The organism is Pseudomonas sp. B22129 (assembly GCF_044218875.1).
GTDB lineage: Bacteria > Pseudomonadota > Gammaproteobacteria > Pseudomonadales > Pseudomonadaceae > Aquipseudomonas.
In genome coordinates, this window is the sequence record NZ_CP162592.1 from 3,861,850 (window position 1) to 3,875,867 (window position 14,018).

Consider the following 14,018-nt stretch of genomic DNA (forward strand, 5'->3'; position numbering starts at 1 on the left):
GATATCCGGGTTGGTGCAGCTATTTAATAGCGAATTACGGCGCAGTACCTGAACAAGGACTGTGCCGTTTTTGTTTAAGCGTTTTGAATTTTCAGGGCAGGGCGTTTCATCGTATTTGTGTTTCTCGATGCTGCTGCCATGCCCTCCGGCCTTGTTCGCACGGCTGGTAGTCGAGGGCGTGCATCCAGGCTCTTCTATATATAGAAGGCTTGATGCAGAGCCTCGGCGTGTTGAGCTGTATTTGCTAACGGGATGAGGTGCATGCGTGCACTTGAACCTATAAATGGCCTGCTGTTTTTCTACCCGTTTTCAGTAGGGTGACTTCTTGAGTTTGACCCACTAGAATGCATGCCCTTGATTCTGGGGTCGGAAACGGCCGGCTAACGTCTGTGCAACGAGGAATATCCATGCAAGTTTCTGTTGAAAATACTACTGCTATCGAGCGCCGCCTGAGCATCACCGTGCCGGCAGAGCGCATCGAGACTGCGGTCAACAAGCGTCTGCAGCAGACTGCCCAAAAGGCCAAGATCGCTGGTTTCCGTCCAGGCAAAGTGCCGATGAGCGAAATCAAGCGCCGTTTCGGCGCTGATGCGCGTCAGGACGCTGTAGGCGACGTGATCCAGGCTTCCTTCTACGAAGCTGTTGAAGCGCAAAACCTGAAGCCTGCCGGTCAGCCTTCGATCGAGCCAAAATCCCTGGAAGCCGGCAAGGACCTGGAATACGTTGCCGTATTCGAAGTGTTCCCGGAATTCGAAGTTGCCGGTTTCGACGGCATCGCCGTTGAGCGCCTGAGCGCTGACGTGGCTGATAGCGACCTGGACAACATGCTGGAAATCCTGCGCAAGCAGAACACCCGTTTCGAAGTGGCCGATCGCGCTGCCCAGAACGAAGACCAGCTGAACATTGATTTCGTTGGCAAGGTTGACGGCGAAGTCTTCGCTGGCGGCTCCGCCAAGGGCACTCAGCTGGTGCTGGGTTCCAACCGTATGATCCCGGGTTTCGAAGACGGCCTGGTTGGCGCCAAAGCCGGCGAAGAGCGTGTTCTGAGCCTGACTTTCCCGGCTGACTACCAGAACCTGGACCTGGCTGGCAAAGCCGCCGAGTTCACCGTGACCGTCAACAGCGTTTCCGAGCCTAAGCTGCCAGAGCTGAACGAAGAGTTCTTCAATCAGTTCGGCATCAAGGAAACCGGTATCGACGGCTTCCGCACCGAAGTTCGCAAGAACATGGAGCGTGAGCTGCGTCAGGCCATCAAGTCCAAGGTCAAGAACCAGGTCATGGACGGTCTGCTGGCTGCCAACCCGATCGAAGTGCCTAAGGCCCTGCTGTCCAACGAAGTGGATCGCCTGCGCGTCCAAGCCGTTCAACAGTTCGGTGGCAACATCAAGCCTGACCAACTGCCGGCCGAGCTGTTCGAAGAGCAAGCCAAGCGCCGCGTTGTGCTGGGTCTGGTCGTGGCAAAAGTGGTTGAGCAGTTCGACCTCAAGCCTGACGAAGACCGCGTTCGCGAAATGATCCAGGAAATGGCTTCGGCCTACCAGGAGCCTGAGCAGGTCGTGGCTTGGTACTACAAGAACGACCAGCAACTGAACGAAGTACGTTCGGTTGTGCTGGAAGAGCAAGTTGTGGATACTGTTCTGCAGAAGGCTAAGGTGACCGACAAAGCGGTCTCTTACGAAGAAGCAGTCAAACCGGCGGAAGCAGCACAAGCCGACTGATTGTCCAACTCGTTGGAAATACAACCATAAGCCAGCCTCGCGCTGGCTTATGCGTTTTCAAGACATGACTATTTGGGAGTAACTGCAGAGCATGTTCCGTAATTCCTATATTCAGCAGAACTCTGATATCCAGGCCGCTGGCGGCCTGGTCCCGATGGTTGTCGAGCAATCTGCTCGTGGCGAACGCGCCTATGACATCTACTCGCGCCTGCTCAAGGAGCGAGTCATCTTTCTCGTCGGCCCGGTAGAGGACTACATGGCCAACCTGATCTGCGCGCAGCTGCTGTTCCTTGAAGCGGAAAACCCGGACAAGGACATCCATCTCTACATCAACTCCCCGGGCGGTTCGGTCACTGCAGGCATGTCGATCTACGACACCATGCAGTTCATCAAGCCAAACGTGTCGACCACCTGTATCGGCCAGGCCTGCAGCATGGGCGCGTTCCTGCTGACCGCGGGTGCCGAAGGCAAGCGTTTCTGCCTGCCGAACTCCCGTGTGATGATTCACCAGCCACTGGGCGGCTTCCAGGGCCAGGCGTCGGACATCGAAATCCACGCCAAGGAAATCCTGTTTATTCGTGAGCGTCTCAACACGCTGATGGCCAAGCACAGCGGGCGCACCCTGGAAGAAATCGAGCGCGACACCAATCGCGACAACTTCATGAGCGCCGAAGCCGCGCAGGCATATGGCCTGATCGATAAAGTGATTGACCGTCGCCCCGCTTAATATAAGCCGCTCAAAATAAGGCGGGTCGGCATGTCCGACCACCGGCGGGCTTGAAAAAGCCCGCATAAGCCTTCATCTTGTGTTGCAAGCCTATCGGATTTGGATCGAACGAATGACTGACACCCGCAACGGCGAGGACAACGGCAAGCTGCTCTATTGCTCCTTCTGCGGCAAAAGCCAGCATGAAGTGCGCAAATTGATTGCCGGCCCCTCGGTGTTTATCTGCGACGAGTGCGTCGACCTGTGCAATGACATCATCCGCGAGGAGGTGCAGGAAGCCCAGGCCGAGAGCAGCGCGCATAAATTGCCTTCGCCTAAAGAAATCAGCGGCATCCTTGACCAGTATGTGATTGGTCAAGAGCGTGCAAAGAAGGTTCTGGCCGTAGCGGTGTACAACCACTACAAGCGCTTGAACCAGCGTGACAAGAAAGGCGACGAAGTCGAACTCGGCAAGAGCAACATCTTGCTGATTGGTCCTACTGGCTCGGGTAAAACCCTGCTGGCAGAAACCCTCGCTCGTCTGCTGAACGTTCCGTTCACCATCGCCGACGCCACCACCCTCACCGAGGCCGGTTACGTGGGTGAGGACGTCGAGAACATCATTCAGAAGCTGCTGCAGAAGTGCGACTACGACGTAGAAAAAGCCCAGATGGGCATTGTCTACATCGATGAAATCGACAAGATTTCGCGCAAGTCCGACAACCCGTCGATCACCCGGGACGTTTCCGGTGAAGGCGTGCAGCAGGCCCTGTTGAAACTGATCGAAGGCACGGTGGCTTCCGTACCGCCACAAGGCGGCCGCAAGCATCCGCAGCAGGAATTCCTTCAGGTTGATACGCGCAACATCCTGTTCATCTGTGGCGGTGCGTTCTCCGGGCTGGAAAAAGTTATTCAGCAACGCTCCACCCGTGGCGGCATCGGTTTCGGTGCGGAAGTGCGCAGCAAGGAAGAAGGCAAGAAGGTGGGCGAGTCCCTGCGTGAAGTCGAGCCTGACGATCTGGTCAAGTTCGGTCTGATCCCGGAATTCGTTGGCCGTCTGCCGGTTCTTGCCACGTTGGACGAGCTGGATGAGGCTGCTCTGATTCAGATCCTCACCGAGCCGAAAAACGCCCTGACCAAGCAATATGCCAAGCTGTTCGAGATGGAAGGTGTAGACCTGGAATTCCGTACCGACGCACTCAAATCAGTGGCCAAGCGGGCACTGGAGCGCAAAACCGGTGCACGGGGTCTGCGTTCGATTCTCGAAGGCGTGTTGCTCGACACCATGTACGAAATCCCCTCGCAGTCCGAGGTGAGTAAAGTGGTGATCGACGAAAGCGTTATCGAAGGCAAGTCCAAGCCACTGTATATCTACGAAAACAGTGAGCCGACTGCCAAGGCTGCACCAGACGCGTAAGCGTTTTGCAGTTGCAGCACAAACAAGGGGCCTTTCGGGGCCCCTTATTTTTTGAGCCTGGTTTTGGGGCGTCTTTTAAATTTGCGTTTATTCATGCGTTTAACTGCTGGCATTGAGCTTGTTTTTTTTGCATGCAGCCCCCATCTTGGTTTCAAGCTAATTTTTCAACTGTCATAGAGGCGAAATCATGAAGACAACCATTGAATTGCCTCTCCTGCCGTTGCGTGATGTCGTCGTCTATCCGCACATGGTTATCCCGCTGTTCGTGGGGCGCGAGAAGTCTATCGAAGCCCTCGAGGCCGCGATGACGGGCGACAAGCAAATCCTGCTGTTGGCCCAGAAAAACCCTGCTGATGATGATCCGGGCGAAGATGCTCTGTATCGCGTCGGTACCATCGCCACTGTCCTGCAATTGCTCAAGCTGCCTGATGGCACCGTCAAGGTGTTGGTGGAAGGCGAGCAGCGTGGTGCGGTAGAGCGCTTCATGGAGGTGGATGGTCACCTGCGCGCCGAAGTGGCGCTGATCGACGAAGTCGAAGCCCCTGAGCGCGAGTCCGAAGTATTTGTGCGCAGCCTGCTCTCTCAGTTCGAGCAGTACGTGCAGCTGGGCAAGAAAGTCCCGGCTGAAGTCCTGTCTTCCCTCAACAGCATTGATGAGCCCAGCCGCCTGGTCGACACCATGGCCGCGCACATGGCGCTTAAAATCGAGCAGAAGCAAGACATCCTCGAAATCATTGACCTGTCGGCCCGTGTTGAGCACGTGCTGGCCTTGCTGGATGGCGAGATCGACCTGCTGCAGGTTGAGAAGCGCATCCGTGGTCGCGTGAAGAAACAAATGGAGCGCAGCCAGCGCGAGTATTACCTGAATGAGCAGATGAAGGCCATTCAGAAAGAACTCGGTGACGGCGACGAAGGCCATAACGAAATCGAAGAGCTGAAAAAGCGTATTGATGCCGCAGGCCTGCCGAAAGACGCCCTGACCAAAGCCAATGCCGAGCTGAACAAGCTCAAGCAGATGTCACCAATGTCGGCCGAAGCCACTGTGGTTCGTTCCTACATCGACTGGCTGGTACAGGTGCCGTGGAAGGCCCAGACCAAGGTGCGTCTGGACCTGGCACGCGCTGAAGACATCCTCGACGCTGACCACTACGGCCTCGAAGAAGTCAAAGAACGCATCCTTGAATACCTCGCCGTGCAAAAGCGTGTGAAGAAAATTCGCGGCCCTGTGTTGTGCCTGGTTGGGCCTCCAGGTGTGGGTAAAACCTCCCTGGCCGAGTCGATTGCCAACGCCACCAACCGTAAATTCGTGCGCATGGCCCTCGGTGGTGTGCGCGATGAGGCGGAAATCCGTGGTCATCGTCGTACTTACATCGGTTCGATGCCAGGAAGATTGATTCAAAAGATGACAAAGGTGGGCGTGCGCAACCCACTGTTCCTGCTCGATGAAATCGACAAGATGGGCAGCGACATGCGCGGCGATCCTGCCTCGGCGTTGCTCGAAGTGCTCGACCCCGAGCAGAACCACAATTTCAATGACCATTACCTGGAGGTCGACTACGACCTGTCCGACGTAATGTTCCTGTGCACCTCCAACTCCATGAACATCCCGCCAGCGTTGCTGGACCGGATGGAGGTGATTCGTCTGCCGGGTTACACCGAAGACGAGAAGATCAATATCGCCGTCAAATACCTCGCGCCCAAGCAGATTTCGGCCAATGGCCTGAAGAAGGGCGAGATCGAATTTGAAGTCGAAACGATCCGCGACATCGTGCGTTACTACACTCGCGAGGCCGGTGTACGGGGCCTGGAGCGCCAGATTGCGAAGATCTGCCGCAAGGCGGTTAAAGAACATGCACTGGAAAAACGCTTCTCGGTGAAGGTCACGGCCGACTCGCTCGAACATTTCCTGGGCGTGCGTAAGTTCAGCTACGGCCTGGCCGAGCAGCAGGATCAGGTCGGTCAGGTGACTGGTCTTGCATGGACTCAGGTGGGCGGCGAGTTGCTGACCATCGAAGCCGCGGTGATCCCTGGCAAAGGCCAGTTGATCAAAACCGGTTCGCTGGGGGATGTGATGGTCGAGTCCATCACTGCCGCGCAAACCGTGGTGCGCAGCCGCGCCAAGAGCCTGGGGATTCCCCTGGACTTCCACGAGAAGCACGACACCCACATCCACATGCCGGAAGGGGCGACCCCGAAAGACGGCCCTAGCGCCGGTGTAGGCATGTGCACGGCCCTGGTGTCGGCATTGACCGGCATCCCTGTGCGTGCGGATGTCGCCATGACCGGCGAAATTACCCTGCGGGGTCAGGTATTGGCCATCGGTGGTCTGAAAGAGAAATTGCTTGCTGCACACCGGGGTGGTATCAAGACCGTGATCATTCCTGAAGAGAATGTTCGCGACTTGAAAGAAATTCCGGACAATATCAAGCAGGATCTTCAGATTAAACCGGTTAAATGGATTGACGAGGTCCTGCAAATTGCGCTGCAATACGCGCCGGAGCCCTTGCCGGATGTGGCTCCGGAGATAGTCTCGAAGGACGAAAAACGCGAGTCTGATTCCAAGGAAAGAATTAGCACGCATTAATGCGATTAAGCCTGGGGGCTTCCTTGACAGCTTTTTAGAGCCCTTGTTATAAAGCGGCTCTTAAGTGTCTGTAGGCCATTCAGCACTGGTTTTTGCTTTCACCAAAAAACTTAGAATCATACTCAATAGATATATAAGGGGACTTAGAGTGAACAAGTCGGAACTGATTGATGCTATCGCCGCATCCGCTGATATCCCGAAAGCTGCTGCTGGCCGTGCGCTGGACGCAGTAATCGAATCCGTCACTGGCGCTCTGAAGGCCGGCGACTCCGTAGTACTGGTAGGCTTCGGTACTTTCTCTGTGACTGACCGCCCAGCTCGCACTGGCCGTAACCCACAGACTGGCAAAGCACTGCAAATCGCTGCTGCCAAAAAACCAGGTTTCAAAGCCGGTAAAGCCCTGAAAGAAGCCGTTAACTAAGCTTCGTTCAAGCCTTGCCTACCCGGGCCGGACGCAAGTCTGGCCTGGCAGCGGAGCGGCAGCTGGCCCGTGTATCCATCGGGCGCCAGGGCCTGGGGTGTGGGTTCAAACCCCCGTCCGCTCCGCCAGTTACGAGAAGGCGCATCCTCGGATGCGCCTTTCTTCTATCCGGACTCTACCCACGCTCCACGGTTGCCTAATTTTTGAAGATCAACCGTTTCTGGGGGACGCATGCTGCAAAATATCAGGGACAATTCACAAGGCTGGATTGCCAAGACCATTATCGGGATCATCGTCGCATTGATGGCGTTCACCGGTATCGAGGCCATTTTCCAGGCTTCGACCAACAACAAGCAGGACGTGGCCAAGGTCAACGGTGAAGAGATCACTCAAACCGAATTGAGCCAGGCCGTCGACATGCAACGCCGTCAGCTGATGCAACAGCTGGGCAAGGATTTCGATGCTTCACTGCTGGACGAAAAACTGCTGCGCGATGCAGCCCTTAAGGGCCTGATCGATCGCAAGCTGTTGCTGCAAGGTGCTGCGGATTCCAAGTTCGGCTTCTCCGAAGCGGCGCTGGACCAAGTGATCCTGCAGACACCGGAATTTCAGGTGGACGGCAAATTCAATGCCGAACGCTTTGACCAGGTGATCCGTCAACTGGGCTACAGCCGCATGCAATTCCGTCAGATGCTGACTCAGGAAATGCTGATCGGCCAGGTTCGCGCAGGCATCGCCGGCAGCGGTTTCGTGACTGACGCCGAAGTGCTGGCATTCGCCCGTCTGGAAAAACAGACCCGTGATTTCGCCACCGTCAATATCAAGGCTGACCCTGCGGCGGTGAAACTCACCGACGATGAGGTCAAGGCTTACTACGACCAGCACGCCAAGGAGTTCATGACCCCGGACCAGGTGGTCATTGACTATCTGGAACTGAAGAAGGCTTCCTTCTTTGACCAGGTCACCGTCAAGGATGAAGAGCTGCAGGCGGCTTATCAGAAAGAAACCGCCAACCTCGCTGAACAGCGTCGTGCCGCGCATATCCTGATTGAAGTCAACGACAAGACCACCGACGCGCAAGCCAAGGCCAAGATCGAAGAAATCCAGGCGCGCCTGGCCAAGGGTGAGAAATTCGAAGCCCTGGCCAAGGAATTCTCGCAGGATCCGGGTTCGGCCAACAATGGCGGTGACCTCGGTTTCGCAGGCCCGGGGGTCTACGATCCGGACTTCGAAACAGCCTTGTACGCGTTGAACCAGGATCAGGTTTCGGCGCCGGTGCGTACTACCTTCGGTTGGCACTTGATCAAGCTGTTGGGCGTTGAGGCACCTCAAGTGCCGACGTTTGCCAGCCTGAAAGACAAGCTGACCCGTGAGCTCAAGACCCAGCAGGTTGAACAGCGCTTTGTCGAAGCGACCAAGCAACTGGAAGATGCGGCATTCGAAGCGTCCGACCTGGCTCAGCCGGCGTCCGACCTGAAGCTGACCGTGCACACCTCCGCGCCGTTTGGCCGTGAGGGCGGTGAAGGTGTTGCGGCCAACCGTGCCGTGGTCACTGCTGCGTTCAGCCCGGAAGTGTTGGATGAGGGTGCCAATAGCAGCGCCATCGAACTGGATCCGGAAACCGTCATTGTATTGCGTGCCAAAGAGCATCTGAAGCCTTCGCAGTTGCCGCTGGAAAGCGTATCTGCCGCGATTCGCACCCAGATGACCAAAGAGCGTGCCAGTGCGGCTGCCAAGACTCACGCTGACGAGCTGATCGCCAGCCTGCGTGATGGCAAAACCCCGCTGAACCAGCCGGTTGATGGCCAGGCCTGGAAAGTCACCGAAGCCGCTACCCGTAGCGCCGAAGCGATAGACCCTGCCGTGCTGCAAGCGTTGTTCCGCATGCCCAAGCCTGCGGCCAAGGACAAACCGACCTTCACCACCGTGACCCTGGCTGACGGAAGCCTGGTGATCGTGCGCTTGAATGGTGTGAACGAGGCGGCTGCGCCAACGGATGAAGAAAAGGCGCAATACCGTCGTTTCCTCGCTTCCCGTATTGGCCAGCAAGACTTTGCTGCGTTCCGCAAGCAGTTGGAAACCAAGGCTGACATCAAGAAGTTCTGATGTCGGTTTGAAATCAAAGCCCCCGGCCTGAAAAGCCCGGGGGCTTTTTTATGGGCGCTGTCCCGTCTTGAATAAGGTTTACGCCTTCTGACCTATCTTCAGGAGGAGTCAATGGATTCGGGCAAAAGGCGAAGCCGCACTGCACTTATCTGTTCGCCCACCGCACATCCATTTTCGGCAGCAAGAATCGGAGTGCCAGCACATTTCGAAGCCCCTTACGATGAAACTCCAAACCTAGAGGAGTCCACCCTGGCTTGCGTATGGCTGGCCTTTCCCCCTTATCCACTCCAACAACTTTTTGGATTGCCGGGCATCAGCTATGCAATTCTCGAATCTTTTTGAGTTAACGAACGGCGCTGGAGGCAACCCATGAAATTACCCGATTATGTTCGACTACTTGCGCTGGCAGCGATCTGGGGCGCCAGTTTCCTCTTCATGCGCATCTCTGCTCCTGTTTTGGGTGCATTGCCGACTGCATTTTTTCGCGTGTTGTTGGGCGCTATCGGCTTGGCCGTCATTCTTGCCATGTTAAAAACCAACGTCGACTTCAAAGGCAAGCTGCAGCGGATCATGGTGTTGGGCGTTATCAATTCGGGCATCCCGTTTTTGATGTATAGCGTGGCGGCACTGCTGTTACCTGCCGGCTACTCAGCAATTTTCAATGCGACCACACCGATGATGGGGGTCTTGATCGGTTGGATGTGTTTCAGCGATTCGTTGACACTGAAAAAAGGTGCCGGCGTGTTGATCGGGCTTATGGGCATTACATTGCTGACCAGCACCGGCCCCGTCACACTTTCAATGACCGTGGTCATGGGCGCGTTGGCGTGTTTGGTCGCTACCAGTTGCTACGGTGCAGCAGGGTTTCTGACTAAACGATGGGTCGCTGACAAGGGTGGGCTGGACGCGAAACTCGTCGCTTTTGGCAGTCAGATCGGCGCAACGCTGTTTCTCGTACCGTTTTTCGGACTATCAACCGCAATAAACCCTCCGGCGAGCTGGGGTAACCCAGAGGTCTGGATAGCACTGATTGCGCTGGGTTTCATCTGCACGGCTTGTGCGTACATTCTGTACTTTCGCTTGATCGCGGATATCGGGCCAGTGCGTTCGCTGACCGTGACCTTCCTTATCCCTCCCTTCGGTGTGTTGTGGGGTGTGATGTTCCTGGGTGAACGTCTTTCGGCCGCGCATTTGTACGGCGGCGGGCTTATCTGCTTAGCTGTATGGTTCGTTCTCAGCAAGAGCACGCCGAAGCAAGCACCCTCGCCAGCTTCGGATTAACCCATCAACTTACCTGCCCTCAGCGATTTCTCATCTGATGGGCGAGTCGCCACTTAAGTGAATACCTTGTCTTGGTCTCGCGGCACCTGGTAGATGGCTTGGCCGGACGGATACGAAGAAGGAGCTTCAAACGTGCTGATTCAGGGAATGGCTTGCTGGGTTATCCGTCGCGCGAGTGTGGCGGATGCGCCCGCTGTGCTTCAGGTGTTTGATCAAGTGATCGGCTGGTTCGTGGGGATGGGCAATCAAGGCCAATGGGGCACCGAACCCTGGTCGGGCTTGCCTGAACGCGTTGCGCGGGTGTCTGAGGCCTGCTCGATGCCGGACGCGTGGGTGGTGGAAGACCCTGAGGGCTGTATTCGGGGCGCACTCGTGCTGGGTGAAGCCATGCCTTACGTGCCTTCGGCGACGGAGCCCGAGGTTTATGTCCGGCTGTTGATCACTGCCCGAGGTGAACACGTACGGGGTGTCGGCCGGCGTCTGATGGCCTTTGCCGATGATCGCGCTCGGGCTGCGGGGGTAAAGCGTTTGCGTGTGGACTGCTATGGCGGAGGGAGTGGCGCTTTGGTCCGCTTTTATGAGTCCTGCGGTTATGAGCGAATTTCAACCTTCGACGTGCAGGGGTGGCCGGGGCAATTATTGGGGCGCAGCCTGTGATGCCCCGGCCGGGGCTTTACTCAGCGCAGGTGCCGGGCTTGCACTGTGGTCAACAGGGCTAGAACCAGCAAGCCAATCACCGCCCAGGCAAATGAGCCCACGCCCAGCCCTTGCAAGAGCAGGCCGCCGGCCAATCCGCCACCGGCAATGCCTAGGTTCCAGACGGTGACCAGCATGGACTGTGCCGCATCGGCGGACGGGCCGGCGGATTTGGCCAGCGCTGTTTGCAGTAATGCCGGCAAGCCACCAAAGGCCAGGCCCCAAGCCGCCACGGTGATGTAGATGACTGCCGGTGAGCTGATCCACAACGCCAGCGCCAGGGCAGAGAGGGCAAACAGCGCGCAACTGATCAGCAGCAGCACGCGTAGCCATCGATCAATCCACACACCGGTAAGCCAGATGCTCAGCAAGGCAGCCAGGCCAAACACCAGCAGCACTCGGTCGATATCCGCAGCGATCCCGGCGGGCTCCAGCAAGGGGGCAATGTAGGTATAGAGAATGTTGTGGGCCAGCACGTAGGTCAAGGTGACCCACAGCACCGGACGAATGCCTGGCAACGTCAGCACTTGGCGCAGCCCCAAGCGTTTTTCTGCCGGCTCACCGGCGAAATCCGGGAGCTGCCAGCGCGCCCAAACCAGCAGTAGCAGGGTCAGCCCGGTCATGATCGCAAAGCTCAGGCGCCAGCCGACGGCAGTGCCGAGAAAGGTCCCGGCAGGTACGCCCAGGGACAAGGCCAGCGGTGCTCCCAGCATGGCCACGGCGATCGCCCGGCCTTGCAGGTGGGGCGCAACCATTCGGCTGGCATACCCCGCGAGCAGCGCCCAGAGCAGCCCGGCAAATACGCCTGCGAAGAAGCGCGCCACCAGCGTCAACCCGTAATGGCTCGACAGCGCGGTCACGCTGTTGACCAACGCAAAGCCGCCGATAGCGACCAACAGCAACGGCCGCCGCCGCCAACTGCGGGTCCACAGCGTGAGCGGGATTGCCGCCAGCAACGATCCGAGGGCGTACAGCGTGACCAGTTGGCCAACCAGTGCTGGCGAAACGCCAAGCCCTACGCTCATTTGCGGCAGTAACCCGGCTGGCATGGCCTCGGTGAGGATGGTGATAAACCCGGCGCACGCCAGGGCCAACAAGCCGGCCAGGGGCAGCGCATCCTGTCGGGTGGTGGGTGCGGCTTGGGCAAGGGAAGGGCAGTCGCTCATGTTCTGTGTCCATGCAAAAAGGCGAGGAGGCAGAATAGGGGGCTGTGGGCTGCGGAAAAACAGGCTAAGGTTCCGAACTTAACGGATGTTTTTGTCCGTAATGATCAAGGGGCAGGGCATGGACAGTCTGGGCAGTCTTTCGGTGTTTGTGCAGGTCGCGGAAACCCGTAGTTTCACCGCTGCGGGCCGGGTGCTGGGAGTGTCTTCGTCAGCGGTGGGCAAAAGCATTGCGCGCACCGAGGCGCGTCTGGGCGTGCGCCTGTTTCACCGCAGCACGCGCAGCATCACGTTGACAGCCGAAGGCGCACTGTTCCTGGAACGTTCGCGACGGATTCTCGCCGAGGTCGAGGCGGCGGAGCAGGAGTTGACCGAAGCCAGCGCCACGCCGCGCGGCAAGCTGCGTATCAGCCTGCCGCAAGTGCGTGGCCTGTTGATGCCTGTGCTCAGCGACTTTATGCGCGCTTACCCGCAGATCGAACTGGATGTGGATTTCTCCGACCGCATGGTGGACGTCATCGAGGAAGGTTTCGACGCGGTGATTCGCACTGGCAAGCCGGAAGATTCACGCTTGATGGCGCGCCACCTGGGGCATTACCGGCTGGTATTGGTGGGCACGCCGCAGTACTTCGCTCACTATGGCACCCCGCAACAGCCTCGGGACTTGAGTGGTCACGCCTGCCTGCGCCACAAATTCTGCGCCACCGGCAAGCTGGAGCCCTGGCCTTTGCGCCACGTACCTGGCGCTGCAGAGCCGGTGTTGCGTGCGCCATTGGTCAGCACGACCATCGAATCCCTCAACCATGTGGTGCACGAAGGCTTGGGTATCGCCTGTCTGCCGGACTTCATGGTCAATCAGGCCGTGCAGCAGGGGCGCTTGCAGCGGGTGCTGGATGATCACCTCGAACACCAAGGCAGCTTCTGGCTGCTCTGGCCATCGAGCCGTCACGCGTCAGCCAAACTGCGGGTGTTTATCGACCATATGTGTGCCAGACTTTTTCCTGCAGCCCCCGCCTGATAAACCTGTGACGTTTTACCGACAGGAATGCGCGCGCCAAGCCCTCGTTCTGTTGCACAATACCGCCCGGACCGTTTTCCTCAGGATTTTCAATGTCGACATCATTTCACTTGCGCAGCCTCGGGCTGGCGCTGGTGCTGGCGGGCGCCGCGGGCTGCTCGTCACCCAAGACCGCTATTTATGAACATGAAAATTTCGACGACTCCGGCACGTTTTCCCGTGATTACCCTGTCAGCGATGTGGCCGCGTGCGAAGCGGCCCGTCGTGCGTTGCTGAGCCAGGGTTACATCATCACCAGCAGCGATCCGAAACTGGTGGTGGGTAACAAGAGCTTTCAGCAAACCGGCGAAACCCACTTGCAGATCAGCTTCAACGTGGTGTGTGCCGCAGACGGCAGTAAAGGCTCGAACCATTCAACGATGTTCGCCAACGCCTTGCAGGATCGTTACGCGCTGAAAAAGGTCAACAATTCCGCGAGCCTGGGTGTGGGCGTTCTGGGTTCGGTATCGATGCCGATCGGCTCTACCGACGATTCGATGGTCAAAGTGGCGAGCGAGACCGTTTCGGCGCCGAAATTCTATGACCGTTACTTCGCGCTGGTGGATGTGTTCCTGCCCCAGGAAGTGAAAAAGGCCGAGCATATTCCCGAGAAACCCAAGGCGGAACTGGGCGTGCCGGAACCCAAGGTGGCTCCGGCAGCCGAGACGGTCGAGGCGCCAAAGGCAGAACCCGCAGCGCCTGCCGTTTCGCAGCCAGTCACGCCGCCGCCTGAAGCCGCGCCGATTGCCCCGCAAGCGGAACCGGTGCCTGCTGCGACGCCAGCCGTTGAACCTGCACCTGCGGCGACTAACCCGGCATTGCCGGCGCCGACGGAGGCGATTCCACCCCTGCCGACGCCTGCGCAATAA

Annotated in this window: 11 protein-coding genes; 10 read left to right on the forward strand and 1 reads right to left on the reverse strand. The window is 57.7% G+C overall.

The window, feature by feature from the left end; translation table 11 throughout:
• Positions 1 to 407: 407 nt before the first annotated feature.
• From tig to AB4P94_RS17890, 8 genes are all read left to right on the forward strand, one after another.
• Positions 408 to 1,718, forward strand: coding sequence for a trigger factor (gene tig, locus AB4P94_RS17855; protein ID WP_395606693.1), 1,311 nt, complete (start codon positions 408 to 410; stop codon positions 1,716 to 1,718).
• Positions 1,719 to 1,809: 91 nt separating this feature from the next.
• Complete coding sequence (gene clpP, locus AB4P94_RS17860; RefSeq protein ID WP_071487154.1) at positions 1,810 to 2,445, forward strand: ATP-dependent Clp endopeptidase proteolytic subunit ClpP; 636 nt, start codon at positions 1,810 to 1,812, stop codon at positions 2,443 to 2,445.
• A 112-nt stretch (positions 2,446 to 2,557) separates the two neighbouring features.
• Positions 2,558 to 3,841 (forward strand): ATP-dependent Clp protease ATP-binding subunit ClpX, encoded by a 1,284-nt coding sequence (clpX, locus tag AB4P94_RS17865; protein WP_083357885.1) that lies wholly within the window; start codon positions 2,558 to 2,560, stop codon positions 3,839 to 3,841.
• A 187-nt stretch (positions 3,842 to 4,028) separates the two neighbouring features.
• Positions 4,029 to 6,425: an endopeptidase La gene (gene lon / locus AB4P94_RS17870; RefSeq protein ID WP_395606694.1), complete on the forward strand. Its 2,397-nt coding sequence runs from the start codon at positions 4,029 to 4,031 to the stop codon at positions 6,423 to 6,425.
• A 148-nt stretch (positions 6,426 to 6,573) separates the two neighbouring features.
• Positions 6,574 to 6,846 (forward strand): HU family DNA-binding protein, encoded by a 273-nt coding sequence (locus AB4P94_RS17875; RefSeq protein ID WP_003174819.1) that lies wholly within the window; start codon positions 6,574 to 6,576, stop codon positions 6,844 to 6,846.
• A gap of 231 nt (positions 6,847 to 7,077) precedes the next feature.
• Entirely contained in the window at positions 7,078 to 8,952 is a 1,875-nt protein-coding gene (locus AB4P94_RS17880; RefSeq protein WP_395606695.1) for a SurA N-terminal domain-containing protein, read from the forward strand.
• A gap of 369 nt (positions 8,953 to 9,321) precedes the next feature.
• A complete protein-coding gene (locus AB4P94_RS17885; RefSeq protein ID WP_395606696.1) occupies positions 9,322 to 10,233 on the forward strand; it encodes a DMT family transporter in 912 nt (303 codons plus the stop codon).
• A 132-nt stretch (positions 10,234 to 10,365) separates the two neighbouring features.
• On the forward strand, positions 10,366 to 10,890 hold the full coding sequence (locus tag AB4P94_RS17890; RefSeq protein ID WP_395606697.1) for a GNAT family N-acetyltransferase: 525 nt from the start codon (positions 10,366 to 10,368) through the stop codon (positions 10,888 to 10,890).
• Between the two features lie 20 nt (positions 10,891 to 10,910).
• On the opposite strand, the gene AB4P94_RS17895 is transcribed toward AB4P94_RS17890, so the two are convergent.
• A complete protein-coding gene (locus AB4P94_RS17895; protein WP_395606698.1) occupies positions 10,911 to 12,095 on the reverse strand; it encodes an MFS transporter in 1,185 nt (394 codons plus the stop codon).
• 118 nt (positions 12,096 to 12,213) lie between these two features.
• Here AB4P94_RS17895 and AB4P94_RS17900 point away from each other — a divergent pair, with 118 nt between their 5' ends.
• Together AB4P94_RS17900 and AB4P94_RS17905 are read left to right on the forward strand one after the other, a co-directional pair.
• Positions 12,214 to 13,110 carry a LysR family transcriptional regulator gene (locus tag AB4P94_RS17900; RefSeq protein ID WP_395606699.1) on the forward strand — a complete coding sequence of 299 codons (897 nt, stop codon included), beginning with the start codon at positions 12,214 to 12,216 and terminating at the stop codon, positions 13,108 to 13,110.
• A 92-nt stretch (positions 13,111 to 13,202) separates the two neighbouring features.
• Positions 13,203 to 14,018, forward strand: a complete 816-nt coding sequence (locus tag AB4P94_RS17905) for a DUF2242 domain-containing protein (RefSeq protein WP_395606700.1) — start codon at positions 13,203 to 13,205, stop codon at positions 14,016 to 14,018.

Coding starts and splice junctions, on each gene's coding strand:
- tig (WP_395606693.1), top strand. CDS start 408: ATGCAAGTTTCTGTTGAAAATACTACTGCTATCGAGCGCCGCCTGAGC.
- clpP (WP_071487154.1), top strand. CDS start 1,810: ATGTTCCGTAATTCCTATATTCAGCAGAACTCTGATATCCAGGCCGCT.
- clpX (WP_083357885.1), top strand. CDS start 2,558: ATGACTGACACCCGCAACGGCGAGGACAACGGCAAGCTGCTCTATTGC.
- AB4P94_RS17905 (WP_395606700.1), top strand. CDS start 13,203: ATGTCGACATCATTTCACTTGCGCAGCCTCGGGCTGGCGCTGGTGCTG.
- lon (WP_395606694.1), top strand. CDS start 4,029: ATGAAGACAACCATTGAATTGCCTCTCCTGCCGTTGCGTGATGTCGTC.
- AB4P94_RS17885 (WP_395606696.1), top strand. CDS start 9,322: ATGAAATTACCCGATTATGTTCGACTACTTGCGCTGGCAGCGATCTGG.
- AB4P94_RS17900 (WP_395606699.1), top strand. CDS start 12,214: ATGGACAGTCTGGGCAGTCTTTCGGTGTTTGTGCAGGTCGCGGAAACC.
- AB4P94_RS17895 (WP_395606698.1), bottom strand. CDS start 12,095: ATGAGCGACTGCCCTTCCCTTGCCCAAGCCGCACCCACCACCCGACAG.
- AB4P94_RS17880 (WP_395606695.1), top strand. CDS start 7,078: ATGCTGCAAAATATCAGGGACAATTCACAAGGCTGGATTGCCAAGACC.